This window comes from Marinobacter arenosus (genome assembly GCF_019264345.1).
Classification (GTDB): domain Bacteria; phylum Pseudomonadota; class Gammaproteobacteria; order Pseudomonadales; family Oleiphilaceae; genus Marinobacter; species Marinobacter arenosus.
Window position 1 is genome coordinate 1,720,082 of the sequence record NZ_JAHVAO010000001.1, and the last position, 25,635, is coordinate 1,745,716.

Consider the following 25,635-nt stretch of genomic DNA (forward strand, 5'->3'; position numbering starts at 1 on the left):
CGATGCCAGACTTTATCACCCAGTGGCTGAACCAGAACGAAATCTTTACCGCCATGACCATCCTCGAATACTGGAATGGTCTGGTGAACACCGTTCAACTGGTTTTTCTCTCTCTCGTCATCGGCCTGGTCTGCGCCATTCCCCTGGCGATCATGCGAACCAGCAGGAATCCGTTCGTTTCCGGCCCGGTATGGCTTTACACCTACCTGTTCCGGGGTACGCCCCTGCTGATCCAGCTGTACATCATCTACTACGGTATTGCCCAGATTCCGGGTATTCAGGAAACCTTCTGGTGGGAAATCTTCCGGGAACCGTTCTACCCGGCGCTGCTGGCCTTTGTCCTGAATACCGCGGCCTACACGACCGAGATTATCCGGGGCGCGATTGCCGCAACGCCCCACGGCGAGATTGAAGCCGCCAAGGCCTACGGCATGAACTGGTTCATGCGCATCCGGCGCATCGTATTGCCCAGTGCGGCCCGTCGTGCGGTGCAAGCCTATTCCAACGAAGTCATCTTCATGCTGCATTCCAGTGCAATCGCCAGCGTGGTGACCATTGTGGACCTGACCGGCGCGGCCCGGAACATTTACTCCCGTTTCTATGCGCCGTTCGATGCGTTTATCTTTGTCGCGCTGATCTACATGATGCTGACGTTTATTCTGGTGTTTGCATTCCGCAAGCTTGAAAATCATTTGTTGCGGCATCAGCGCCCAATCAGCAACTGATCCGTTGCTTGATCTGGTGCCGGGGCGGCCGACAATCAGCTTTCCGGGAGACGCTACGAGCCCATCCATGGGCGCTTGAGTGAAACCATCCATGGTTTCACACACTCCCGGAAAGCTGATCGCCGCCCACCCATCAACCTTATTCGGGGATCCCAATGGCGGCACACCTTAGCGTCTTTTCTGATTCTTCGGATTGGCTGGCACACACCTTGGCCAACGCCTCCTCCGAGTTGCCAGAGTCCGAAGCAGTGCTGGTTGACGGCACCCGCGTTGTTCGAAGGATGCTCGGTGTACTAGAACTGACGCCCCCTGCCAGCCGACCCAATCCGAACCACGAAGCCCTGATCATTTCCGCCGGCATCCACGGCAACGAGACCGCTCCCATTGAGGTCCTCAATGGTTTGGTCAACGAATTGCTGGAAGGCGCTTGGCAATTGGCCTGCCCGCTACTGCTGATACTTGGCAACCCGTCCGCCATGGTGGCTGGCGAACGGTTTCTGGAAGTGAACATGAACCGGCTGTTCCACGGTGCCCACAGCAAGCCCGAGTATCGCGACCTGCCCGAGGCGGCTCGGGCCCGTCAGATCGAGACGCTATGCCGGCAATTCTCAGAGAGCCACCCGGACCTTGCCCTTTCGCACTATGACCTGCATACGGCGATCCGGCCGTCCCGGCGGGAAAAGTTTGCGCTGTATCCCTTTGTGGAAGGTCGTCGCGTGCCATCTGATCAGTGTGATTTTCTGTTGGAGGCCGAGGTGGAAACCCTGCTGCTCCAGCACAAATCGGGCACCACCTTCTCGTCGTTTTCATCGTCCCAGCTGGGGGCCGAGAGCTTTACCGTAGAGCTTGGAAAGGTTCGGCCATTCGGGCAAAACGACCTGACCCGGTTTCACGGCATTCGCGATGCCCTGCGTCGTCGGTTTTGTGGCGCCCCGGCGCCGCAGCAACCCATCTCGTCATCGGCCGGGCTGACGGTGTTTGAAGTGGTGCACGAAATCCTGAACACCGGGGCACGCTTTGAATTTCACGTGCCTGATGACGTGGCCAACTTTACCGAGTACGCACCCGGCACAGTGATCTGGGAAGATGACCACACCTGTTACCGGGTGGGTGCTATCCCGGAATCCATCGTGTTCCCCAACCGGGATGTACCGGTCGGCCAGCGCGTGGGCTTACTGATCAGGCCCCGGCAAAGCGTCGGCGCCTGACCCGTCCCGACGTCAGGCCGGGGCGTTTTCCGGTTCCGGCACAGGGGTTTTGATCAGCTGCGTACACACGGCGGGAATCACCAGCAGGGTCAGCACGGTGGACGCCAGCAGGCCGGAGATGATCGCCCAGGCCATGGGCGGCCAGAGTGTTGAGCTTGAGAAAGCCAACGGCAGCAGCCCAGCCACAGTGGTGGCCGTGGTCAGCAGAATCGGCCGGGTGCGTTTCTCGACGGCCTGGCGTACCGCGTCACGGATGCCCTCGCCCGCCTCCAATCGCCGGTCCATGACATCCAGCAACACAATGGCGTTGTTCACCACAATGCCCACCAGAGCAATGACGCCCAGCAGCGACTGAAACCCAAACGGGGAATCCGACAGCACCAGACCGGGGAAGATACCCACGGTGGCCAGCGGAACCGTCAACAGGATAATGCCCACGCGACGGAACGAATTGAACTGCAGCAACAGGAAAAACAGCAGCAGCAACACGCCGATAGGCGCCGCCGTCAGCAATGCGCCGTTGGCATCGCCCGATCCTTCCGCGTCGCCACCCATTTCGATGCGGGTTCCGGCCGGTAGGGGGTTGGCTTCAAGCGCACGATGCAGGCCATCCAGGGCCTTGCTGAACCCATACCCGGGGAGCAGGTTTGCGGTGACCGTGTTCATCCTCACGCCGTCCCGGAGATAGCGCACAGCCGGCTCCCAGCTGGTTTCAACACTGGCGACCGCCGACAGCGGTATGGCGTCGCCCTGTTTGTTGTAGACGTTGACGGACAGCAATCGGGACAGCGGCAGAGACGTACCCTCCCGGGATCTCAGGACCAGGGGAATCGGGTCCTCCTCCTGGCGGTAGCGTTCGGCCACCACACCAAAACTCTGGCCATAGAGGCTCTGGGCCACATCGGCCCGGGTCAGCCCGTATCGTGCAGCCGTGGCATCGTCAACGTTGATGGCGATGCTGGGTACGCCAATGTCGAGATCATGGCGAACATCGACGGTGCCCTCGACACCCCGAAGAACGCCAAAGATCCGCTCCACGGCCTCTGTGCGGGTTTCGTCGTTGGCGTGATAGACCCGAACCTCCACCGGTGCCGCCCTGGGCGGCCCCTGGCCGAGAATACCAACAGTGACGTCCAGTTCCGGCATCTCGTCGGCCACGTGCCCACGGACCCAGCGGATCATCTCGGTCGTATCCGCCAGTGTGGGCGTGCGAATCACCAGACGGGCCCGGTTTGGCGCCTGGGGTGCCCGCTGGAGGTTGTAGTAGAAGCTTGGCCCGGTGAAACCCACGAACCGGTGAATTTCCAAAGCATCCGGCTGGGTACGGATCATCTGTTCCAGGTCCGCGGCCGCCTGCGCCGTCCGGGCCTGATCGGTACCTTCAGGCATGAACAACTCAACGATGACCCGGGGCCGGTCGGCATTCGGGAAGAATTGCTGGGCCATGAACGGCGTCATCGCCACACTGATCGCCACCAACAGGGCACCCGCGGCAATGAGGCGGCCGGGGAAACGAAACACCAGGCTTCCAAGGTAACGGGCAAGCCCCGACAGCCGGTCCTTGCCGACATTGCGCCGGGGCTTCAGAAATCTGGCGGCCAGCAGGGGCACCGCTGAGATCGCCAACAGGTAGCTGACCGACAGGGTCAGCATGATCATGACCGGCACCCCGCGGGTAAAGTCGGCGGCGCCGCCCTTGGATAACAACAGCGGCGCAAATGCCGCCAGGGTTGTTCCGGTGGACGCACCCAGCGGACCTGCCAGCTCGGCAACGGCCTGGCGCAGGGCATCCAGGCGTCGCGCACCCTCATCCAGGTAACCCTGAATGTTTTCCACGATGACGATGGCGTTGTCGATCAGAATGCCCAGGGAAATGACCATGCCGATGACGGCAATCTGGTGCAGCACGCCTCCGCCAAGGTCATAGAGGCCGACGCTGATCAACGCCACCATGGGCAGGATCGAGGCCACCAGCAGGCCCATGCGAATACCCATGCCGGTGAACACGACGGCCACAATGATCAGGACCGACAACACCAGACTCCAGGCCAGGTTATCCAGCCGGTCTTCGACCTTATCCGGCTGAAAGAACATCTCCCGGATCTCGTAGGGCTCGAATTCTGTCCGGATCTCGTTCAGCCGCTCCCGCACCCGTTGGCCGAAACGGATCGCGTCGGTTGTGCCCTCCTCCATAATGATGGAAACCAGCACAACCCGTTCGCCGTCAAACCAGGTTTCCGGCTGCCTGGGTTCGACGGGGCCGCGCCACACATCGGCGGCCGCCGCAAGGGGTACCTGCGAGCCATCCGGCAATTCTATTGGCGTCGCCCGAATGGCATCAATGTCCGCAAATTCGCTGTTTGGCAGCACCGACAGGCGCCGCCCGTTAACCACCACAAAACCACCGGGAATGGTTTGGTTGCGGCGGGCCAGCGTGTCCATGACCCGGGCCGGCGAGATACCCAGCCGGTACAGCGCGGCATCGTCGAGCGCCAGGGTAATCTGCTCGTCGGCATCGCCCTCCAGGTCGATGCGAGACACTCCGTTGATGTCCGTGAGGTTCTGCTTGAGGCGTTCGGCGACCGCGCTCAGTTCCGTCACCGACGGGCCACCGGCAACCGCCAGAACGATGGCGGGAATATCGATCAATCGATCATCCAGGGCCATTTGCCCAACGTCATCCGGGAAATCCTTCCGAGCCCGTTCCATGGCAAGCCGGACCCTGTCCCAGGCGGGGTCCGTATCGTAGATGGTGTCATTGAGACGCAGCCTCACCAGCGCAACACCGGTTCGGGCGGTACCCTGGGAAAACTCCACCTCCTCAACCTGGCGCAGTTCATCGACCAGGGGACGCAAAACAAGCCGCTCGACCGCATCGGCACTGGCCCCCGGATAATTCACATTGATCATGCCGGCGCGGTAGGGAAACGAGGGATCCTCCTGGCGTGGCATGGTGCTGTAGGCGGCCACCCCAAGCAGGCACAACATGGTGACCACCATGCCGAGCAGGCGCTGGCAGTTCAGGAGCCGGCGAGTCATCAGCGCACCTCCACCGCATCGCCGTCGGTCAGGCGCGTCATACCCGCGTACACCACCTGGTCTCCGGGAGCGAGCGCGTCGGCACGGACCACAACCCGTTCGCCGATCACCCGCTCAACGGTCACCGGGATACGCCTCGCTTCCCCGCCACGCACCCGGAAGACCCCGGTTCCATCGGCGGTACGGATGACCGACAGCAGCGGTACCGTCGTCGCCGAGGTGGTGACCGGCGTAATGCCGACCTCAACGGGCTCACCCGGCTCCAGGGTATCCACGGGAAGGCTGACCAGTACCGGATGCAGTTCGCCGCGCACGGCACCGGCCTGGGCAATTTCGATCACTGACCCGGTCTGGTGCGGACGATGCCTGTCCTGCACGGACCAGACCGGCAACTCCTGCTCCAGTGCCACGTGGTCCAGCAGGTACGCCGGCACCCGAACCTCGACTTCACGACCCTGGGGCGAGGACAGGCGCATGACCGGCTGCCCGGCGGCGACAAACTCGTCCGGTTCGACCAGCAGGGCTTCCACCCGACCGGCAAAGGGCGCGCGCAGGGTGCTTTCGTTCAACAACTGCGTGGCTTCGGCAAGGGCAGCCTCGGCGGTGGCCACGCTGGCCCTGAGTGCGTCGCGTCGGGCGGCAATCTGTTCCAGGCTCTGCTCGGACACCACGCCGCGTTCATGCAATCGGCTCGAACGATCCCACTCCCGCCGGGCCTGTTCATACTGGGTATTCAGCTCCTCCAGCTTGGCCCGGGCGGAATCCCGGGCCGGTGCCAGCGCGGGGTTGTACACCCGGGCCAGCACCTCACCGACCGCCACCCGCTGACCCAATTCCACCGCCCGCTCCTTCAGGGTGCCGCTCACCTGGAAGGTCAGGGTCGCCCGCTGAGTGGCCCGTACAATCCCGGAAAAGCGCAGGGGGATTCCCTCTGTCTGCCCGCCGGTTACCTCGGCGACACGGACCGAGACCGTCGGAATGTCGGTCTCCGACGACACATCACCGGCCTTGCATCCGGCCAGTACCATTGAAATGACAACCAGGGAAACGGCGGCAAATGGGAGGGAGAGTGGCTTCATGATCGATCCTTTCGTCCATGTTCATGTCGGTGGCAGGCGCCCGCTCCATCGGGAACCCGAACGTTGCATATGGACATAATGTCACTCTTTGACATTTTGTCAATAATCAGCTTTTATCCACTTTCAGGTATGATGCCCCTGCAGTCGCCGACAAATGGAAGACGCCATGAGTGAACCGCTTAAGACCCGCCGCGAACGGGAGAAACAGGCCCGATACGATGCCATTCTGGATGCCGCTGAACTGGTGTTTTCAGAGAAAGGCTACGAGCGAACCTCCATGGACGACATTGCTCGCACCGCCAGCCTGAGCCGGGCCTTGCTGTATGTGTATTTCAAAGACAAGGCGGCCATTCAGCGGGGCATTATGCTGCGGGCGGGTCAAAGCCTGACCGCCCGCTTCCAGGAGGCCAAAGCGACTGCCGATACCGGTCTGGCACAGATTTCAGCCATGGGCGAGGCCTATTACCGGTTCTATCAGGATGAGCCGGATTACTTTTCCGCACTGACCCAGGCGTCGACGGCCATGGCAGAAGCCGACGAGAGTCAGGCCGAAGAAATGCTGTGCTCGAAAGCGGAGCTGATGGAATTGATGATCGGTGCCATCAGGCAGGGGCTGGAAGATGGCACCATGAGCCGGGAGCGGATCACCGACCCGGTGCAGACGGCACTGTACCTGCGGGGGGCTCTGCACGGGGTCATACTGCTGTGTCAGTCTGAGCTGGGCTCGGGGGAAGGCGGCGCCGGTGGCAACTTCTCCGCCGACGCCCTGATCCGTCACACCATGGAGATGCTGACGTCGTCGATCGCAGCCTAACGCTGAAAATCGTAGATTGATCCCAGACCGAGGATACCGGTCAGTTCATCAAGGGCCTTGCGCACCTCTTCGAGCAACATCGGGTCGGCCAGGTCTTCCTGTGAGAGCCGGTCCCGATAGTGCGCCCTCACCCAGGTTGTCAGGCGCTCGTAAAGGGCATCGGTCAGCAGCACGCCCCGATGCATGGCCTGCAGCTCGTCATCACTCAGCACCACCCGCAACCTCAGGCAAGCCGGGCCGCCTCCGTTACGCATGGACTGCTTGACGTCAAACACCTCCACCGAGGTGATCGGCCCGCCGGACTTCACCAGTTCATCCAGGTACCGACTGACCGACGCCACCTCCCGACACTCGCCCGGCACCGCCAGCAGCATGCCATCCGGCGTGTTCAGCAACTGGCTGTTGAACAGGTACGAGGCCACCGCGTCTTCAATCGGCACCTCCGCACTGCTGACCCGGACAGCGTCCAGCTCCGCACCGGTCAGGCGGGAGCGAATCCCCGCCAGCACCTGTTCTTCCTCAAGAAACGCCATCTCGTGGTAGAACAACGTGTTGCCATTGCCCACGGCGATCACATCGTTGTGAAAGACGCCCGCATCGATGGCGTCGGGGTTCTGCTGGGCAAAAACCACACCCTGCTCCTTGAGCCCATGCAGCCGGGCAATGGCCTGCGAGGCCTCGAGGGTCTGGCGGGCGGGAAATTTCTTCGGCGCGGGCGCCTGCTCATTGAACGCGATCTGGCCGTAGACGAAGAGTTCAACACCCGGCTCCCCGTATCCGCCGCATAACCGGGTGTGGTTGGCCGCGCCTTCGTCGCCAAACTGGCTAACGGAGGGCAGGGCCGGGTGATGGGCGAAATAGCTTTCGTCCGCAAAGATCGCCTTCAACGCTCGCCCGGTCACCACGTGTTCAATGGAGCGGTGGAACTTGGCACTCAGGTTTGCGGGCGTAAAGTGAACCCGATGGTCTCCGGTATCGGCACTCGGGGATACCGTCGCAGCATTGGCGGTCCACATGGTCGAGGCCGAAGAGACCGCTGCCAGGATCGATGGACTGGCCTTGGCCACGCGCTCGAGTATCTGACTGTCGGAGCCCTCGAAGCCAAGCTTCCTGAGCGTCGGAATGTGCGGGCGCTCATGTGGCGGCAGCACGCCCTGTACATAGCCCCGGTCCGCCAGACGCTTCATCTTCGCGAGGCCCTGAAGGGCGGCCTCTTGCGGATTGGACTCTGCGCGCACGTTGGATTTCGAGGCAACGTTGCCCCACGAGAGCCCGGCGTAGTTGTGGGTGGGGCCGACCAGACCGTCGAAATTTGCTTCTACCGCGTGCTTCACCATCGCTGTCGGTTCCGTTCTTATTTGTCGAAATTAAGGCCAGGCGCGAGACTTTCCGGCACCTCGCTCTTACGTGCCTCCAGGGACGCCATCGGCCAGGCGCAGTAATCCGCCGCATAATAGGCACTGGGGCGGTGATTACCGCTGGCACCCACGCCACCGAACGGCGCGGCACTGCTGGCACCGGTCAATGGCCGGTTCCAGTTCACGATGCCGGCACGCACCTCGTCCGCGAGACGCTCGTAAAGCTTCCGGTCGTCGGTCAGGATACCGGCAGACAGCCCGTAACGGGTGTCGTTGGCCAGCTCCAGCGCCTCATCGAAACTCTTGTAACGATAGACCGTCAGCAGCGGTCCGAAAAATTCATCGTCGCTCAAATCCAGTCCCGTGGCATCCACAATGCCCGGGCTTAACAGCCCGGTGTCCGGCTTGATCTGCTTCATTTCGAGCAGGGATTTGGCGCCCTTTTCCAGCATGCTGGCCTGGGCGGCCAGCAGTTTTTCCGCGGCTTCGGAGGAAATGACCGAGCCCATGAACGGCTGAGGGTCAGCATCAAATTCACCCACCTGGATCCGGCCGGACAACTCCGCCAGACGGTTCAGGAATTCGTCCCCCTTCTTCCCTTTCGGAACCAGCAGGCGACGGGCGCAGGTGCAACGCTGGCCAGCCGAGAGGAACGCGGATTGCAGCGCGTGGTGGACCGCACCGTCGATGTCCGATACGTCCTGGACGATGAGCGGATTATTGCCGCCCATTTCCAGCGCCAGAATTTTTTCAGGCTGGCCGCCAAACTGTTCGTGCAGCAGGTGGCCAACGGTGGAACTGCCGGTAAAGAACAGCCCGTCGATCATCGGGTGGCTCGCCAGGGATTTCCCGGTACTCGACGCCCCCTGGACCAGGTTGACCACGCCATCGGGCACACCCGCCTTTTCCCATAGCTTGACCGTCATTTCCGCCACCCCGGGGGTCAGCTCACTGGGCTTGAAGACGACGGTATTACCCGCCAGCAGGGCAGGCACAATGTGTCCGTTCGGCAGATGCCCGGGGAAGTTGTAGGGGCCAAATACCGCCACCACCCCGTGCGGGCGGTGTCTGAGCACCGCGTGGCCACCAGCAACGTCGGATTCTGAATGCCCGGTACGGTCATTGTAGGCTTTCACGGAGATCGCGATTTTGCCAATCATGGCGGCTACTTCCGTGCGCGACTCCCAGAGCGGCTTACCGGTCTCCAGACCAATCTGATGGGCCAGCTCCTCTTTGTGGCTCTCCAACTGGGCACCGAACGCTTCGACCACAGCCTGGCGCTCCGCAAAGCTTTTCCGACGCCATTTCAGGAAGGCTTTTCTGGCCTCACGGACGGCGGCGTCAACATCTTCAAGATTGGCACCGTTGCCATCCCAGACGGTTTCTCCGGTAACGGGCTGAATCGACTCAAACGAGGCACCATGACCCTGAAGCCATAATCCATCTATGAAAAGTTCGCCTGTCAGGTTTGCCATATCAAAGCACCTCCCGGTACTGGAATTCGGTAGATTGGAAATACGGCGACGCGCTGTGAAATCAGCTCTTCGAGGAACGGCTTCGGTGTTCCCGGATCCTGTCGTCCGCTTTGTCTTGCCCTCTGTAAGTATGTATGGGCAGAGGACCGTTGTCTTTCAACGGCGCCAGCCGAACCGGATCACCGGATTCCACCTTGAGCGCCTCGGCCACTGCCGGAGGCATCTTGACGGTATCGGGCCCGATGCAGCTGGCCGGTATCGTGGTCACCCGGAAATCCCGGAACGAGCGGTTGGACACCATCACCCGCTCGCCGGCTGGAACGTCCAGGTCAACCGGAGTCTGCGTGATCATGGCATACCGGTTCACCGAATCCCGGACGGTCCGGACGTTGTGCACAAACGCCTCGACCACCGGCCCGCCATCGAAGATATCCACCAGGCCGTTGAAGTTGAAACCTTCTGCCTGGAGCATCCTGAGGGCCGGAGCGGTGTTCTCATGGACCCGGCCAATAACGGCACGGGCCGAATCCGGCAGCATCGGCAGGTAGATCGGGTATTTGGGCATGAGTTCGGCAATGAAGGCCTTGTTGCCGAGGCCTGAAAGCATGTCGGCCTGGCTGAACTCCATATCGAAGAACTTGCTGCCAAGGGCATCCCACAGGGGACTGCGGCCGTGCTCGTCGGACACCCCGCGCATTTCCGCAAACACCTTCTCGGAGAAATGCTTACGGAACTCGTCCAGGTACATGAACCGGCAGCGTGAGAGCAGCAGGCCGCAGCCGCCGCCCTTGTATTCATCGGACAGCAACAGCGAGCAGATTTCGCTGGTATCGGTCATGTCGTTGGACAGGTGCAGGGTGGGCGTTCGCACGTGAACCCCCAACTCCCGGGACGCGTTCACCGTGACGCTGAGCCGGTAGTTGTAGAACACCTCGTCCAGTCCGACCCGCGCCTGGATACCGCTGATGCCCACGGTTTTCTGCTTCTCGGTGTCTTCCAGCGCAAACAGGTACAGTCCGGCTTCCGGTGCGCAGCGTTGATTGAAGGTCTCCTGGGCATGGGCAATCTTTTTCTGCAGCAGCTTGCGATCCGCCGGCAGGGTCGTCAGGCCCTTGCCGGCGTTCTGCGCCATGGCGTAGAGATCATCAAGATCGTTTTCCTGCAGGGGGCGAATCACCAGCATGTTGCGCCCTCCGTCCGGGTTGGGGTCATCATAATGGCGCAATCCTTACCGCATCGCCGGCGGTTTTGCCCAGCAACGCCCAGGTCTTTACCGATACCTTGAGCTCGTCATCCAGGGTTTCCTCGACATGTGTCAGGGTACACCGGAAATCCGACGCTTCGCCGGCGGCAATCAGGCACAGATCCCCGGTGTCTTCGTGCCGGCCATGCAGGGTTTTCCGATGACTGGTCACCAGTGTGCGAAGGGCATCGGTGCGGGCTTCGAGCACCGGCCCGGCGTCAAAAATGTCCAGGTAACACCCCGCATGAAAGCCCTCGCGCTGCAGCAACTCGAAATTCGGCGCGGTCAGCGTGTGGGCCTGCCCGAGGGCGGCCTGGGCGTCCTCAGTGAGCAGTGTTACGTAGATCGGGTTCGGGGGCATCAGCTCAGCAATGAAGGTCTTGCTGAGCAGGGCCGAGTACTGATCTGCGGTTTCAAAATCCATGTTGAAGAAGTGCCGGGCCAGGCTGTCCCAGAATGGCACACTGCCGTCCTCGGCCTGCACCCCCTGAATCTCCACGACCACCCGCGGCGAGAACCAGTCCCTGTGCTCGGCAATAAACAGGATCCGGGCGCGGGACAGCAGCTCAAACGCGTCGGTATTGCGAAGCTCCGGGCGGATGGAGAAGGAACAGAGCAGGGTCTGATCGGTCAGGGAATGGGATGGGTACAGCACTTCAACGCGGCGCGACACCCCCAGCTCGTGAGAGGCATGGATCAAGGCATCGCGGCGGTAATTGTAGAACGGCTGTCCGTTACCCGCGCGGGCGTCGATGCCGGCGGTGCCGTCCACGGACCCGGTCACCGTGTTCTCAAGGACAAACAGGAACCTGGGTGCCTCACCGGCCGGAACCTTGCCAGCAAAGGACGCCAGGGAATGTTCTATTTTCTGCGCAAGGGCTTCCGACTGCTTGGGCAGGGTCGAGGAAAGACGGGCACCCTGGGTGCCCGCAATCTCGAGTATCTGATCCAAATCATCCGGTTGCGCCGGACGTACAAGCCACATATTGACTCCTTACGCCGTCAGCTTCTTCACCGCCGTTTCAAATCGCTCAAGCGCATCTTCAATATCGGTTTCCGGAATGATCAGCGACGGCGCCAGACGGACCACGTTGGGGCCGGCGACCAGCACCATCACGCCCTCATCAAGACCCGCGTTGAGAAAATCCTTGGCCTTGCCCTTCCAGTCTTCGGTCAACACACAGCCCAGCAACAGGCCCGCACCCCGAACCTCGCTGAACACACCGTAGCGCTCCCCGATGTCCATCATGCCCTTGCGCAGACGATCCGACCGGGCCTTCACGCCTTTCAGGATCTCCGGCTGACTGACCGTGTCGACAACTTTCTGGGCAACGGCACAGGCCAACGCATTACCACCATAGGTGCTGCCGTGGGTGCCCACACCCAGGCTGGCGGCCACCTTGGCGGTGGTCAGCATGGCGGCCACCGGGAAGCCACCGCCCAAGCCCTTGGCGCTGGACAGGATATCGGGAATCACGTCATACATTTCATACGCATACAGATGCCCGGTACGACCGACGCCGGACTGGACTTCATCGAAGACCAGCAGGGCGTTATGCTCATCACACAGCTGACGCAGGCCCTTCAGGAATTCCGGATCTGCGGGCATTACGCCCCCCTCACCCTGAATCGGCTCGACCACCACGGCACAGGTCTTTTCTTTCGAAATCAGCTTCTTCACCGACTCCAGATCGTTGAAATCGGCGTGGTGAATGCCGGCAGGCGCCGGTTCAAACCCCTCAAGGTACTTGGGCTGGCCACCGACGCTGACCGTGAACAGAGTGCGACCGTGGAAGGCGTTCTTGAAAGAAATGATCTCGTTCTTTTCGGGCCCGTAATGCTCCCAGGCATAGCGACGGGCCAGTTTGAACGCAGCCTCGTTGGCTTCCCCGCCCGAGTTCGCAAAAAACACACGCTCGGCGAAGGTCAGATCGCACAGTGTTTTGGCAAGACGCAGGGCCGGCTCGTTGGTCATGACATTGGACAGGTGCCAGAGCTTTTCCGCCTGCTCCTGCAGGGCTCCGATAAGCCCGGGATGGGAATGCCCGAGACAGGTAACCGCGATGCCGCCCTGGAGATCGACGAATTCCCGCCCTTCCTGGTCCCAGATACGGGACCCTTCGCCTCGAACCGGAATGATGGATCCGGGCGCGTAGTTGGGGACCATGACTTCATTGAAAAGTTCGCGAGTGACGGGCTCTCTGTTCATAAATCTCTCTCGGGAATCGCGGTTGGACGCACTACCATAGTAAAGTTGCCGCACCGGGCAAGTAAGTAAGTGTGCGGATGCCTTTTTATGATACGCCACTCAGGGCATAAGAACATCCGGTTCCCCGACCGCCGGCAATTCAATGATCTGCCGATTTTTCCCGTCCCGCCCCATCAGGGCCTTGATCAGCAGCTTGTAGGAATCCAGATCAAAGGTGACCGCCTGCCCCCGCAGCGACAGATCATGGGCCTCACTCTCCTCGTGCACCGTGGCCACATGCATCCAGTTATAGACCACCAGGATATCGGTGCGCCCCGCGAACGGATTATGCTCGACCACACCGACCGGCCCTTTCCACGGCCAGGTCTTCAGGCGAAGGCTGTGGAACGCGATCTGGGTTCGCAGGTTATAGCGGGTGACATCCTCCTGCCCTTCACAGGCGCCCTTGCAGCGCCCGAGCGTTCGCTGGAAACAGGCACCGTTATGGTCAGGCTCCAGGCCCAGAAGACGATTACAGAGGTCATTTTTCGCGGCGATGCCGCTCAAAGCCCGTTCGGCATCCCGCTTGCTGCGAAACAGACCGAAATAGTCCCCCAGCCGGTGGGGCTCGATTTCCCGGACCAGACGCGCCTGCAGAAAGCCGCTGCCGTTCTCGCTCAACTCGATACTCACCAGATTCTTCGCCGCCCGGGAGCGGCGGTTGAACATCGGCTTTAGGGCTTTGATCTGCTTCAGTTCCAGCAGCAGCGCGCCGAGCTCACCGGCGGTTTCGGTCCAGTCAACGCGGCGCAGGCTTTCGGACATCCGCACACCGCGGCTCGTGTTGTGGTCACCGGAGAAATGCGAGGCCACCCGCTGGGCAATGTTGGTGCTCTTGCCGACATAGAGCAGTACGTCGTTCTCCCCATAAAATCGATAAACCCCCGGCCCTGACGGCAGGTCCTGGAGTGTGTCCGGGGGCAGATGTGAGGGAATGCTCGGGCGTTGGAGCAGGTCACGAATTGCCTGCTCAAGGCTTTCGTCACCCCGGTCTGCCCGGGCATGGAGAAAGAACGACAGCATCGCCTCGACATCCCCCATGGCACGGTGGCGTTGCACCTGCGCCAGCCCGTGCCGCTCTATGAGCGCATCCATGTTGTGACGGCGGAATTCCGGATACAGCCGACGGGACAGCTTGACCGTGCATAGGACCCGGGCCGAAAACATACGCCCCAACCTGCGGTACTCCGACTTGATAAAGCCATAGTCAAATCGCGCGTTGTGGGCAACGAAGACCGTGCCTTCCAGTTGCGCTTCGAGGTCGTCGGCAACCTCCGCGAATCGCGGGGCGTCTGCGACCATCTCGTTGGAAATGCCGGTAAAGTTCTCTATAAACCGGGAGATACGGGTCTCCGGGTTCAGCAGGGTCTGCCATTCGCCCACTGTTTCACCGGCACGCCAGAACCGAATGCCGATCTCGGTGATCCGGTCCCGCGAGGAGTTGCCTCCCGTGGTTTCGATATCGAGAAACGCAAATGTCGTGTCTTGGAGGTATGTACTTTCGGAGGTCATGAAGTGACTGTACGTTTATTAATCGATCGCAGATGGCTGTCTGACAAGGAAAAGCTGCTATAGACATTCGTCTAAATATTGTGCGAATTCATTTGAATTGTCACAAATTGGTAACTACCTTGTTTTTGGGTCCAACAACAATAATGTGTGGAGACAACAACGATGCAAAGCAACAAACTAAGAACGGCAATTCGTGCGACGGCAGCGGCGGCAGTATTCGGTGTAGCTGGGCAGGCTGGCGCAGTTAGCTTCACTGCCGGCGATTACGACATGGCCCTTTATGGCTACGCGCGTTTGAACGCCAGTTATGATATCGACAGCAACCAGGCACTCAGTACCCGTTCTGGTTCCTACGCCGGCCTTGCAGGCAACGACAATGCTGCCGAAGGCCACTTCGGCGCTGACGCCTTCCAGAGCCGGATCGGCCTGAAAGCGACCAGCCCGGAAGGCGTACTGGTCAACGTGGAAGGTGACTTCCGCGGCGGCGGTGGCGGCAGCCTTCGCCTGCGTCACGCATACGGCTCCTACATGAACGTTCTGGCCGGTCAGACCTGGTCCAACTTCACCAGCTTCGTGGGTAACACCAACACCCTCGACTTTGACTCCCTCCCGGGCGTAGCGGGCTACCAGTCTCGGACTCCACAGGTTCGTTACACCACTGGCCCTCTGTCTCTGTCTCTTGAGCAGCCGCAGTCAAGCTTCGTAACCGATGCTGCAAACGACATCGCGAAAGATGCCATGCCAGCCCTGACCGCGCGTCTGGAAGACTCCGCTGGCGGCCTGTCTTACTCGGCAGCGGTTCTGGCGCACCAGGTAGGCTACGACGACGGCACCAACGATGAGTCATCGTTCGGTTTCGCCACCTTCGTTGCCGGTAAGATCGCGCTGTCCGACATGTTCACCATCCAGGGCAGTCTGTCTTACACCGACGGTGCCAACAGCTACCTGTACCGTTCCGGTGAAAACTTCGGCGCAGCCAGCGCCTATGTTGACGGTAACGGCGACGTCGAAACCATCACCGGCTACGGCGGCACCATCGGTGCTGGTATTGGCCTGGGCGGCGGTCGCAGCGTCAACATCGGCTACGGTATGGTCACCGTTGACTGGGACGACGCAGAAGCTGACGGCGTTGCAGTGGCGGATCAGAGCGAAACCAACTCTGCCATCATGGCCAACTACCAGTGGACACCGGTCAAGAACGTCATGATGGGCGTTGAATACCAGCTGCTGGACCGTGAAAACGTAGACGGCACCGACGGCGATGCAAACCGCATCCTGTTTGCCGCGCAGTACAACTTCTAAGACCTTTAGAAGTTAACTCAGGGAAGGCCCCGGCATTCGCCGGGGCTTTTTCGTTCCATTCCGGTGCAACCAGCACCGTCCTGAATCATTTCGCCGCTGCACCTCGAACCACACCGAATTCCACCTCAATAAATTCAGACGTTTAGCAGTCTGAACATTTTGGCACAGCTGATGCTTTGTTTCCCTTGCATGGAATGCGACGGAGACACTCCGCCCTGTTCAGCTTATTGACCAATGAGGTGACACGATGAAAAAAGCCAAAGACCAGAACCTGCTCTTCGAACTGACCCAACCCTATGAAGCCGCAACGATGCAGGACCTGCACGATTACTTTGACTGGATGTTCTTCGCCAATTAAGGCCAAACCCTATACATAAAAAGCCGGGAGAGCGCTATGCCCTCCCGGCTTTTTCATTTCCGGAGGATTCCGGAGCCCGCCGCCGGTTACAGCAACAGGGAGCGGATATCCCCGAGCAGCTGACTGAGCACCGTCGTGAACCGTGCCGCGTCCGCACCGTTCACCGCACGGTGATCGTAGGACAGCGAGAGCGGCAGCATCAGCCGGGGCTGGAAGTCCTTGCCATCCCAGACGGGCTTCATGGCCGCCTTGGATACGCCAAGAATCGCCACTTCCGGCGTGTTCACGATCGGCGTGAACGCTGTGCCCCCAATACCACCCAGACTGGTGATGGTAAAACAGGCACCCTGCATCTCGGCAGGTTTGAGCTGCTTGTCTCGGGCCTTCTGGGCCAGATCGGCGCTTTCCGCCGCCAGCTCCCAGAGCCCCTTCTTATCCACATCCCGGATGACCGGCACCATCAGCCCGTGGGGGGTGTCCACCGCAATGCCAATGTGAATGTACTTCTTGCGGATCACTTCCTTCTTGTCCATGTCCAGGGAGACATTGAACTGCGGCAACTCCGCCAGCGCGGTAGCACAGGCCTTGAGGAGGAAAGGAAGCGGCGTCATCTTCACGCCTTTCTTCTCGCCAGCCGCCTTCTGCGCCTTGCGGAAATCCTCCATGTCGGTGATGTCCGCGTCCTCGAACTGGGTGACGTGAGGCACATTCAGCCAACTGCGCTGCATGTTGGTGGCCGTCGCCGCCATCATGCGGGACATGGCTTCCTTCTCGATGTCGCCGAATTGGCTGAAGTCCGGCAGCTTCACGCCCGGGATGCCAGAGCCGGTCCCTACCGAACCGCCCTGCTGGGCCTGCTGCAACTGACTCTTCACATAGGCCTGAACGTCGTCTTTGAGGATCCGGCTCTTCGGCCCGGATCCCTTGATGCGAGTCAGATCCGCGCCCAGCTCGCGGGCCAGCTTACGCACGGCCGGACCGGCGTGAACCTTGGCGCCCGGGGCCGGTGGCTCATAGGTTGCGCCCTGGGGCTCCGGAGCTGCCTTCTTTTCCGGTTTGCCTTCAGACTTGCCCTGCTCTTTGGGCGCTGGCTCCGGCTCTGCGCCCTCGTCGCCTTCCGGCTCTCCGCCCTCTTCCTCGACGGTCATTTCGATCAGGTCATCGCCCTCGGACAGCTTGTCACCCTCGGACACCAGGATCTTGCCGACCTTGCCGGCGAAGGCCGACGGAATCTCCATGGTTGCCTTGTCGGATTCGACAGTCACCAGCGGATCATCAGCCTCAATGGAATCACCCTCAGAGACGTTGATCTCGATAACCGGCACGTTATCGAAGCCGTCCAGCGCGGGAACCTTGACCGTTTCCTTCCGGGAGCCTCCGGATTTCTTCGGAGCCGGCTTGCTTTCCTCAGGCTTGTCCTCGGATTTGGACGCTTGCTCGGCCTCCTCGTCCGGCTTGGACTCGGACGCCTCGTCGGATTCCGATGCACCGCCGTCGGCTTCCATCGTGCCAACGACATCGCCTTCCTTCACCTTGTCACCCACTTTCACGGTGATGCTGGTGATCTTGCCGGCGCCCGGGGAGGGCAGCTCGACCGACGCCTTGTCGGACTCCACCGTCAGGATCGGATCCTCTTCCTCAACCGAATCCCCCTTGCTGACGATGATTTCGATAACCTCGACCTCGTCCGCACCGCCGAGATCCGGAACCTTGATTTCCTGTTCACTCATGGCGGTCTCCTTAGCTCAGCACCGGGTTCGTTTTGTTGCGATCGATTCCGTACTTCCGCATGGCTTCGAGAACCACCTCCTTCTTGATTTCACCATCCTGGGCCAGCGCCGACAGGGCTGCCACGGCCACGTGATAGCGATCCACCTCGAAGTGGTTACGCAGTTTCTCTCGGGTGTCGCTCCGACCATAACCATCGGTACCCAGGGTCACGAAGGTCTTGGGGATAAAGGCGCGGACCTGCTCGGAGAACAGCTTCATGTAGTCGGTGGACGACACCACCGGTCCCTGCTGCTTCTCCAGGCAGTCAGTGATGTAGGCCTTCTTTGGCGAGTCGTCCGGGTGCAGGCGGTTCCAGCGTTCGACATGCAGGCCGTCACGGGCGAGCTCGTTGAAGCTGGTGACACTCCAGACGTCACTGGCGACCTCGAAATCGTCCTTCAGCATGTCGGCAGCCGCACGCACTTCGTTCAGGATGGCGCCAGCGCCCAGCAGTTGGACCCGCGGAGACTTCTTGCGCCCCTTGGTCTCGATCGAATCCAGCAGATACATGCCCTTGATGATGCCGTCTTCGACCTTCTTGCCTTTCGGCATGGCCGGCTGCTGATAGTTTTCGTTCTCGATGGTCAGGTAGTAGTAGACGTTCTGGTTGTCCTCGAACATCTCCTTGATACCGTGCTGAACGATCACCGCCATTTCGTAGCCGTAGGCCGGGTCGTAGGATTTACAGCTCGGAATGGTCTGAGCCAGCAGGTGGCTGTGACCGTCCTGGTGCTGCAGTCCCTCACCGTTCAGCGTGGTGCGACCGGCGGTGCCACCGATCAGGAAACCCCGCGCCTGGATGTCGCCGGCGGCCCAGGCCAGATCGCCCACACGCTGGAAACCAAACATGGAGTAGAAGATGTAGAACGGCACCAGCGGGAAGTTGTTGGTGCTGTAAGACGTTGCCGCCGCAATCCAGGCCGCCATGGAGCCATCTTCGTTGATGCCTTCTTCAAGGATCTGACCTTTCTTGTCTTCCTTGTAGTACATGATCTGGTCACGATCTTCCGGCACGTACTTCTGGCCTTCAGAGGTGTAGATACCCAGCTGACGGAACATGCCTTCCATACCGAAGGTGCGCGCCTCGTCCGGAACGATCGGAACCACTCGCTTGCCAATTCGCTTGTCCTTGGTCAGCGCCGTCAACATGCGAACAAAGGCCATGGTGGTGGAAATCTCACGCTCACCGGAGCCCTCGAGCAGGGCCTTGAAGGTATCCAGGGGCGGCGTTTCCAGGCGCTGGCAGTCCTTGCGGCGCTTCGGGTAGAAGCCGCCCAGTTCCTGCCGGCGCTTCTTCATGTAGACCATTTCCGGGCTGTCCGGGGCGGGACGGTAATACGGAACGTCTTTGAGCTCCTCGTCCTTCAGCGGTACGCCGAACCGGTCCCGGAACGCCTTGAGCTGGTCGATATCCAGTTTCTTCAGGGAGTGCGCGGTGTTTTGGGCTTCGCCCGCGGTGCCGAAACCGTAGCCCTTGATGGTGTGGGCCAGGATCACGGTCGGACGATTGCCATGGTCGTGGACCGCCTTGTGATAGGCGGCGTAGATCTTGTACGGGTCGTGCCCACCACGGTTCAACTTGTTGATGTCTTCGTCCGACAGGTTCTCCACCAGCTTGGACAGCTCGGGGTACTTGCCGAAGAAGTTCTTGCGGGTGTACGCCGGACCGTTGCTCTTGAAGTTCTGCAGGTCGCCGTCAACGGCTTCGTCCATCACGCGCTGCATCAGCCCGTCTTTGTCTTTCTCGAACAGCGGATCCCACATCCGCCCCCAGACGACCTTGAGCACGTTCCAGCCGGCACCCCGGAAGATACCCTCAAGCTCCTGGATAATCTTGCCATTGCCCCGTACCGGGCCGTCCAGGCGCTGCAGGTTACAGTTGACCACAAAGATCAGGTTGCTCAGGTTTTCCCGGCCCGCCATGGAAATGGAGCCCAGGGTTTCCGGCTCGTCGCATTCGCCATCCCCGACAAAACACCAGACCTTGCGCTCGCCCATGTCGATCAGCTCGCGGCTGTGCAGGTATTTCATGACGTGGGCCTGATAGATGGCCTGGATGGGGCCAAGCCCCATGGAAACGGTCGGGAACTGCCAGTAGTCCGGCATCAGCCACGGATGCGGGTACGAGGACAGACCGGTGCCGTCCACCTCTTCCCGGTATTTGTCCAGCTGCTCCTCTTCAAACCGGCCTTCCAGGTAAGAACGGGCATAGATGCCCGGGGAGGAGTGACCCTGGAAGTACACCAGATCCGATTCCCGCTTTTCGTCGCCGCCGTGGAAGAAGTAGTTGAAGCCGACGTCGTAGAGGGTGGCTGCAGAGGAGAACGAGGACACGTGCCCACCCAATTCACCGGGTCGCTGGTTGGCCCGGAGTACCATCGCCATCGCATTCCAGCGGATGAGAGACCGGATTCGACGTTCCATGAACAGGTCGCCCGGCATTCTGGCTTCCTGCGTCACCGGAATGGTGTTGCGGAACGGCGTGGTGATCGAGTACGGCAGTTCGGTGCCGTCACGGGCGGCCCTCTCGGACAGCCTTTCAAGAATATACTTGGCCCGGTCAACGCCTTCCTGCTCGATCAGAGACTCGAGCGCGTCCAGCCATTCACTGGTTTCAATGGGATCATCGTCCTGGTACATCAAACCCTCCCCTTGGCATCAAAGAGTGCAGCGCGGGCCACGATCAGCAGCCAGGCGCTTGCGGTGTCGATAAGCTGCGATGGATTGCAGAGTATTGTTATGGGTGCATCCACGTGACGGTGGCGCTGGCAGAGAGCGCGCAGAACCTTCATCAAGCATAGAACAGGTTTCCCACTTTTCCTGCCCGATTCACGCCCGATCACCCTGTAAGTTAACGGCTTTTGGCCCCGGGCAACCGGTCGTGCCAGGAACTAAGGGATTCCCCCGCCTATTTCGTAGTATTTTTACTACATTATCGTTAGCAAGATCAACTAAACAGCCACTTCAATCCCTGTAAATGAAATTACTTCCGATTAGTTACGGAAGAATGACCGTTTTTAGACCATCAAACAACCATATTCAGACCAAGGTCGTAGGAATCCTACCGAAGAGCAATTAGTTCACACGCTAAAAATTAATAGCTGCCGCCAATTACGACCTTTCTCGATAGTTAGCGGATTTTCTGCGCATTTACCTCCAAATTAACGAGATAACTTCACAGTCGGGCACGGATTTTTAATTAGACCTGAAAATAAAGATTAAGTTATGTATACTCGCCTGCCCGTTTTTTAACCAGCGGAGTGGTGGTGATCCCACGCTCCTGTCTTTTGGCACCCAACTCAGAGGGCGATCTATGAATTCCATCGTCACCTTTCCGAATCGGATTCCCACAACTGAATTCGAGGAACGGCGCTTCAAGGTCTACACCGACCGCCAGCTCGACAAGATCGAGATCATCCAGAACCTCCCCGAGGAAACCCTGTTCGAGATGAAGGTCGTGGCCAGTGTGCTGCCCTTCCGGGTCAACGAGTATGTGATCAACGAACTGATTAACTGGGACAAGGTGCCCAACGATCCGATCTACCAGCTGGTCTTCCCTCAGAAAGGCATGCTGAAAGAGGCCCACTACGAGCGCATGGCCCAGCTGCACCGGGAAGGCGCCGACAAGAAAGAGATCCAGGCGGTCGCCAAGGAGATTCGGGACGAACTGAATCCGCATCCGGCCGGACAGATGGAAATGAACATGCCGGAGCTCGATGGCGAAGTGCTGGACGGCGTGCAGCACAAGTATCGGGAAACCGTCCTGTTCTTCCCGGCCCAGGGCCAGACCTGCCACTCCTACTGCACCTTCTGTTTCCGCTGGGCGCAGTTTGTGGGTGACAAAGACCTGAAGATGGCCAGCACCGAGGCCGAAAAGCTGCACGGCTACCTGCAGGAACACACCGAGGTCACCGACCTGCTGGTGACCGGTGGCGATCCGATGGTGATGAAAACCAAGAACCTGGTCCAGTACCTCGAACCCCTGCTTGAGCCGGAGTTCGACCACATCCAGACCATCCGCATCGGCACTAAGGCACTGACCTTCTGGCCCTATCGGTTCGTGACCGACAAAGACGCCGACGAGCTCATGGATCTGTTCGCGAAGCTGGTGGATGCGGGCAAGCACGTCGCCATCATGGCGCACTACAACCACTGGCAGGAAATCACCACCGACATCGCCGAAGAGGCGATTCGCCGCATTCGTGCGACCGGTGCCGAGATTCGCGCCCAGGGCCCGCTGATCAAACACGTGAACGACGACGCCGAGGCGTGGGCCAAGCTGTGGAAGAAAGAAGTCCAGCTCGGCATCATCCCCTACTACATGTTTGTCGAGCGTGACACCGGCGCCAAGAACTACTTCGAGGTGCCTCTGGCCGAGGCGTTCCAGATCTACCGCGAGGCCATGAAGAGCGTCAGCGGGCTGGCGCGCACGGCACGGGGTCCCTCCATGAGTGCGGGCCCGGGCAAGGTTGAGGTCCAGGGCATTACCGAGGTCGCCGGCGAGAAGGTTTTCGTCCTGCGCTTCCTTCAGGGCCGCAACCCGGACTGGGTGCAGCGTCCGTTCTTCGCCAAGTACAGCGAGACAGCCACCTGGCTGCACGAGCTGGAGCCGGCGTTTGGGGAAGAGAAGTTCTTCTTCGAGGACGAATACGAGCAGATGAAAAAGGGCAACGGCTGACCCCGACTTCGCCCGATCGAAGAAAGCCGGACCAACGTCCGGCTTTTTTATTGCCTGCGAAACTTGGGCACAAACCCGTCTGGCTTATCCTTCAACCAGTCCACGAACACGCTCAACTCGTCCAGCGCCAGGAGTTTTTCCCGGGTGTTATAGTGCAACCCCAGCTCGTACTCCGAACACGCCTTGTGAATGGCATTGTGGCAAGGACGGCACACCCAGAGCGTTCGGGTAATCATCTCCTCGCGTTCAAACAGTTTCTGGAACCGCTTTTTCCGGTGCAGGCGCTTCGGTATCAGGTGGTGCCGGGTAAGTCTGGCCACCGCGCGCAGGCAGAGCTCACATCGATCGGGCTGTGGCGGCAGTTGTAACATGGGAAATCGACCTTCCTTACAAATCGCGCATTATTAAGGGGGCGACAGGAAATACTGGTCCAGCAGAAACGGGTCATCAAAATGCCTGCGCCCGACAAAGGATACGGCGTGGTGACCCCATTGGCGCATTCCGCCTGCCGACGGCACGCCGGTCGGCCAGAGCAGGAAGCGCTCCGGCCGCTCCGATCCGGCAATCAGACCATCTCCGCCATACAGGCGCCCACCGGAGTGGGAGCGCCCCCTGAGCCCATCGAGTGGCTCCATGCGGTAGCTGCTCGTATTCCCCGGGGTGGCGGCATACTGGGCCCGGTCGTCAACGCCAACCAACTGATGATCGCCGGCAGATAGTGACAGCATCGGGGCCTCAACGCGCTCCGGCACGGTCCCCAGCAGCCAGAGCTGCTCGGCCTCGAAATCCACCGCCGGGTTTGGCGCCAGGCCATTGCCGACCAACAGCCATTGGTGGTAGCAACCGCAGGGGTGGATGGTGTCGTACACCAGGGCCTGACCGTTCTCACCCAGGGTGACCCGCCAGACGAATCCATCAAGGGCGCCGGCGTAGATGTCCAGCCAGCTTTCCGCCGGTCGGGACGGGAACCACAGAAGGTAAACCAGTTGGGGCTGGACGCGACCATCCTGGTAGGTCATACCGAGGTGGGTAAAGACCAACGGCTCCGGTCGAAACGTCAGACGTCCCTCCCCAATGCGCCCGGGAATGCCCGGCAGGTCATTGCGATCCCGGGTCTCTATGCGCCACACGGGCGCGTGGCGCTGAAAAAGCGCCCTGCGGGTTTCACCACTCAGCACCGGGATTCCCAGGCTGTCCCGCTCGAACCCGTCGATGCGGACCGGCGCATGGTCACTGACCTTCGCGGGCCGATACACCCTCCAGTCGGCGTCAGGACGGTAGTTCTCGAACGCCTGCCCCAGCTCAGTCATGGTTACGGTGGCCCGCCATCGCACAATCAGCGAGACCAGCGGATACAGGCCCAGAACCTGGGCACCGGTGCTGTAGCTGTCGGGCACCTCCGCGGCCTCCGCCAGCTGCGGCCAGTATTCGGGGTCCGAAGCCAGCTGCCCGCGCGCCCGTTCGGCGCAGTCAGCCAGACCATCCAGCCACTGGGACGCACCCTCTGGCCCACCCTGCATCTCGTATCGCCAGGCAGTCGCCGCCTTCGCCTGTGCACGGGTCAGCCAATCCCGACGCTGAGACGACGACAATTCAGTGAGATCAAAACTGGCAAGAAAGCGGTCGACCCGCAGGTAGGGAAAGCCGGGCGGTGACCAATCCTGGGCGTCGAAACGCCCTTCATCAGCAACCTGGTTGCGCCAGCGTAGGAACTGGCGATCGCAGGCGTCAGACACCGCAACGGCGGGAACGGACGAGTACTGGCGGGTTGCGCACCCCGCCATCACCACCGGCAACAGCACTACCCACAAAAGGAACCAGCAGCAACGTCCCATGACGCGTCACCATTGTCGACATGCTTTCTCGTTTGAAGGGAAAACGTGCCGGATGGTTCCCTCCTGCCCGAAGGCAGGAATGGCATCAATGCATCAGGGTGTAGAGCTTGCGCCGGTAGGTGCGGACGTCCGGATTGTTGTTACCCAGCTTGTCGAACAGTTCGATCAGGGTTGTTTTGGCCGCCTCGTCCTTGTACTTGCTGTCGACCTGCATGAGCCGGATCAGCAACTCCATGGCCTGCGCGTTGTTTTCCAGCAGAACGTGGTGCAGCGCCAGCTGGTGCAAGGCATTCGGATCCTTGGGGTCCTGCTCCAGGGCCATTTCCAGGTCCTTGATCGGCGGCAGCTCCGCCGACTGCTTCAAGAACTTCACCCGGGCCGCCAGCTGCCTGGCCTGATGCTGCATCTTCTCTTCCGGCGGAAGGCTCTCAAGCACTTGCTCCGCGGTTTCCAGATCGCCCATCTCGGCTTTCAGCTGGGCCAGGTCAATCAACACTTTCAGATTTTCGGGATCCTTCCGGTTGAGCTCAGACAGAATGGCCAGGGCACCATCGACGTCACCGCCCTCCCAAAGACGATGGGCCTTGTCATAAGGGTCTTCTTCGGGCGCTTCAACATGCTTGTCCAGCACCTTGCGGATTTCACCCTCCGGCAGGGCGCCGTTAAAGCCATCCACCGCCTGACCGTTCTTGACCAGAATGATGGTGGGCAGGCTTCGAACGCCCAGACTGGAGGTCAGTTCCTGCTGCTCGTCCGCGTTCACCTTGGCGAGCAGGAAACCACCCTGGTAGTCATTGGCCAGCTTCTCCAGAACCGGCGTCAGCTGTTTGCAGGGCGCACACCATTCGGCCCAGACGTCCACCAGGATCGGGGTGGTCGCCGAGGCGTCCATCACTTGCTGCTGGAAGTTTTCCATGGTGGCATCAAAGATATAGGGAGAATCGCTCATCCATTGCACCTGCGTTGTCGGAAGATTCATCGGAACTGCCTC

At 60.4% G+C, this 25,635-nt stretch carries 18 protein-coding genes; 5 read left to right on the plus strand and 13 right to left on the minus strand.

Going from position 1 to position 25,635, the window contains the following annotated elements:
• The first annotated feature begins 2 nt into the window (after positions 1-2).
• Both KXD86_RS08015 and KXD86_RS08020 read left to right on the plus strand, forming a co-directional pair.
• Positions 3-725, plus strand: a complete 723-nt coding sequence (locus KXD86_RS08015) for an ABC transporter permease (protein WP_218635513.1) — start codon at positions 3-5, stop codon at positions 723-725.
• Positions 726-880: 155 nt separating this feature from the next.
• The gene (locus KXD86_RS08020) at positions 881-1,933 is read left to right on the plus strand and encodes a succinylglutamate desuccinylase (RefSeq protein WP_218635514.1); all 1,053 of its coding nucleotides are present in this window, start codon (positions 881-883) and stop codon (positions 1,931-1,933) included.
• A 12-nt stretch (positions 1,934-1,945) separates the two neighbouring features.
• Here the strand turns inward: KXD86_RS08020 and KXD86_RS08025 are convergent, their stop codons facing one another.
• Together KXD86_RS08025 and KXD86_RS08030 are read right to left on the minus strand one after the other, a co-directional pair.
• Entirely contained in the window at positions 1,946-4,972 is a 3,027-nt protein-coding gene (locus KXD86_RS08025; RefSeq protein ID WP_218635515.1) for an efflux RND transporter permease subunit, read from the minus strand.
• Positions 4,972-6,051: an efflux RND transporter periplasmic adaptor subunit gene (locus tag KXD86_RS08030; protein WP_218635516.1), complete on the minus strand. Its 1,080-nt coding sequence runs from the start codon at positions 6,049-6,051 to the stop codon at positions 4,972-4,974. The genes KXD86_RS08025 and KXD86_RS08030 overlap by 1 nt, the downstream gene beginning before the upstream one ends.
• Before the next feature lie 166 nt (positions 6,052-6,217).
• On the opposite strand from KXD86_RS08030, the gene KXD86_RS08035 reads away from it, so the two are divergent.
• Positions 6,218-6,865, plus strand: coding sequence for a TetR/AcrR family transcriptional regulator (locus tag KXD86_RS08035; protein ID WP_218635517.1), 648 nt, complete (start codon positions 6,218-6,220; stop codon positions 6,863-6,865).
• Here the strand turns inward: KXD86_RS08035 and astB are convergent.
• From astB to KXD86_RS08065, 6 genes are all read right to left on the minus strand, one after another.
• Entirely contained in the window at positions 6,862-8,202 is a 1,341-nt protein-coding gene (gene astB / locus KXD86_RS08040) for an N-succinylarginine dihydrolase (protein ID WP_218635518.1), read from the minus strand. The two genes, KXD86_RS08035 and astB, sit on opposite strands and share 4 nt — an antisense overlap.
• Positions 8,203-8,219: 17 nt before the next feature.
• Entirely contained in the window at positions 8,220-9,698 is a 1,479-nt protein-coding gene (astD, locus tag KXD86_RS08045) for a succinylglutamate-semialdehyde dehydrogenase (RefSeq protein ID WP_218635519.1), read from the minus strand.
• A gap of 61 nt (positions 9,699-9,759) precedes the next feature.
• Positions 9,760-10,881, minus strand: a complete 1,122-nt coding sequence (astA, locus tag KXD86_RS08050; RefSeq protein ID WP_218635520.1) for an arginine N-succinyltransferase — start codon at positions 10,879-10,881, stop codon at positions 9,760-9,762.
• 28 nt (positions 10,882-10,909) lie between these two features.
• Entirely contained in the window at positions 10,910-11,926 is a 1,017-nt protein-coding gene (gene astA, locus KXD86_RS08055) for an arginine N-succinyltransferase (RefSeq protein ID WP_218635521.1), read from the minus strand.
• Between the two features lie 9 nt (positions 11,927-11,935).
• Positions 11,936-13,150 carry an aspartate aminotransferase family protein gene (locus KXD86_RS08060; protein ID WP_218635522.1) on the minus strand — a complete coding sequence of 405 codons (1,215 nt, stop codon included), beginning with the start codon at positions 13,148-13,150 and terminating at the stop codon, positions 11,936-11,938.
• A 99-nt stretch (positions 13,151-13,249) separates the two neighbouring features.
• Positions 13,250-14,701 carry an exonuclease domain-containing protein gene (locus KXD86_RS08065; protein ID WP_218635523.1) on the minus strand — a complete coding sequence of 484 codons (1,452 nt, stop codon included), beginning with the start codon at positions 14,699-14,701 and terminating at the stop codon, positions 13,250-13,252.
• Positions 14,702-14,863: 162 nt separating this feature from the next.
• Between KXD86_RS08065 and KXD86_RS08070 the strand changes: the two genes are divergently transcribed.
• Positions 14,864-16,003, plus strand: coding sequence for a DcaP family trimeric outer membrane transporter (locus KXD86_RS08070; RefSeq protein ID WP_218635524.1), 1,140 nt, complete (start codon positions 14,864-14,866; stop codon positions 16,001-16,003).
• 444 nt (positions 16,004-16,447) lie between these two features.
• Here KXD86_RS08070 and aceF read toward each other — a convergent pair whose 3' ends face one another.
• Complete coding sequence (gene aceF, locus KXD86_RS08075) at positions 16,448-18,091, minus strand: dihydrolipoyllysine-residue acetyltransferase (RefSeq protein WP_218635525.1); 1,644 nt, start codon at positions 18,089-18,091, stop codon at positions 16,448-16,450.
• A gap of 10 nt (positions 18,092-18,101) precedes the next feature.
• Entirely contained in the window at positions 18,102-20,771 is a 2,670-nt protein-coding gene (gene aceE / locus KXD86_RS08080) for a pyruvate dehydrogenase (acetyl-transferring), homodimeric type (protein ID WP_218635526.1), read from the minus strand.
• Between the two features lie 673 nt (positions 20,772-21,444).
• Here aceE and KXD86_RS08085 point away from each other — a divergent pair.
• A complete protein-coding gene (locus KXD86_RS08085; protein ID WP_218635527.1) occupies positions 21,445-22,809 on the plus strand; it encodes a KamA family radical SAM protein in 1,365 nt (454 codons plus the stop codon).
• A 47-nt stretch (positions 22,810-22,856) separates the two neighbouring features.
• Here the strand turns inward: KXD86_RS08085 and KXD86_RS08090 are convergent, their stop codons facing one another.
• The 3 genes from KXD86_RS08090 to trxA all read right to left on the minus strand — a co-directional run bounded on the left by KXD86_RS08090 (position 22,857) and on the right by trxA (position 25,593).
• Complete coding sequence (locus KXD86_RS08090; RefSeq protein ID WP_218635528.1) at positions 22,857-23,180, minus strand: hypothetical protein; 324 nt, start codon at positions 23,178-23,180, stop codon at positions 22,857-22,859.
• Positions 23,181-23,213: 33 nt separating this feature from the next.
• Positions 23,214-24,644 (minus strand): hypothetical protein, encoded by a 1,431-nt coding sequence (locus KXD86_RS08095; protein WP_218635529.1) that lies wholly within the window; start codon positions 24,642-24,644, stop codon positions 23,214-23,216.
• 85 nt (positions 24,645-24,729) lie between these two features.
• The gene (gene trxA / locus KXD86_RS08100) at positions 24,730-25,593 is read right to left on the minus strand and encodes a thioredoxin (RefSeq protein ID WP_218635530.1); all 864 of its coding nucleotides are present in this window, start codon (positions 25,591-25,593) and stop codon (positions 24,730-24,732) included.
• Positions 25,594-25,635: the final 42 nt, after the last annotated feature.

Bases quoted from the DNA above. Each gene is read 5' to 3' on its own strand.
- KXD86_RS08085 (WP_218635527.1), top strand. From the start codon at position 21,445: ATGAATTCCATCGTCACCTTTCCGAATCGGATTCCCACAACTGAATTC.
- trxA (WP_218635530.1), bottom strand. From the start codon at position 25,593: ATGAGCGATTCTCCCTATATCTTTGATGCCACCATGGAAAACTTCCAG.
- aceF (WP_218635525.1), bottom strand. From the start codon at position 18,091: ATGAGTGAACAGGAAATCAAGGTTCCGGATCTCGGCGGTGCGGACGAG.
- astD (WP_218635519.1), bottom strand. From the start codon at position 9,698: ATGGCAAACCTGACAGGCGAACTTTTCATAGATGGATTATGGCTTCAG.
- KXD86_RS08090 (WP_218635528.1), bottom strand. From the start codon at position 23,180: ATGTTACAACTGCCGCCACAGCCCGATCGATGTGAGCTCTGCCTGCGC.
- astA (WP_218635520.1), bottom strand. From the start codon at position 10,881: ATGCTGGTGATTCGCCCCCTGCAGGAAAACGATCTTGATGATCTCTAC.
- KXD86_RS08095 (WP_218635529.1), bottom strand. From the start codon at position 24,644: ATGGGACGTTGCTGCTGGTTCCTTTTGTGGGTAGTGCTGTTGCCGGTG.
- KXD86_RS08065 (WP_218635523.1), bottom strand. From the start codon at position 14,701: ATGACCTCCGAAAGTACATACCTCCAAGACACGACATTTGCGTTTCTC.
- astB (WP_218635518.1), bottom strand. From the start codon at position 8,202: ATGGTGAAGCACGCGGTAGAAGCAAATTTCGACGGTCTGGTCGGCCCC.
- KXD86_RS08025 (WP_218635515.1), bottom strand. From the start codon at position 4,972: ATGACTCGCCGGCTCCTGAACTGCCAGCGCCTGCTCGGCATGGTGGTC.
- KXD86_RS08035 (WP_218635517.1), top strand. From the start codon at position 6,218: ATGAGTGAACCGCTTAAGACCCGCCGCGAACGGGAGAAACAGGCCCGA.
- astA (WP_218635521.1), bottom strand. From the start codon at position 11,926: ATGTGGCTTGTACGTCCGGCGCAACCGGATGATTTGGATCAGATACTC.
- KXD86_RS08070 (WP_218635524.1), top strand. From the start codon at position 14,864: ATGCAAAGCAACAAACTAAGAACGGCAATTCGTGCGACGGCAGCGGCG.
- KXD86_RS08060 (WP_218635522.1), bottom strand. From the start codon at position 13,150: ATGAACAGAGAGCCCGTCACTCGCGAACTTTTCAATGAAGTCATGGTC.
- KXD86_RS08020 (WP_218635514.1), top strand. From the start codon at position 881: ATGGCGGCACACCTTAGCGTCTTTTCTGATTCTTCGGATTGGCTGGCA.
- KXD86_RS08015 (WP_218635513.1), top strand. From the start codon at position 3: ATGCCAGACTTTATCACCCAGTGGCTGAACCAGAACGAAATCTTTACC.
- aceE (WP_218635526.1), bottom strand. From the start codon at position 20,771: ATGTACCAGGACGATGATCCCATTGAAACCAGTGAATGGCTGGACGCG.
- KXD86_RS08030 (WP_218635516.1), bottom strand. From the start codon at position 6,051: ATGAAGCCACTCTCCCTCCCATTTGCCGCCGTTTCCCTGGTTGTCATT.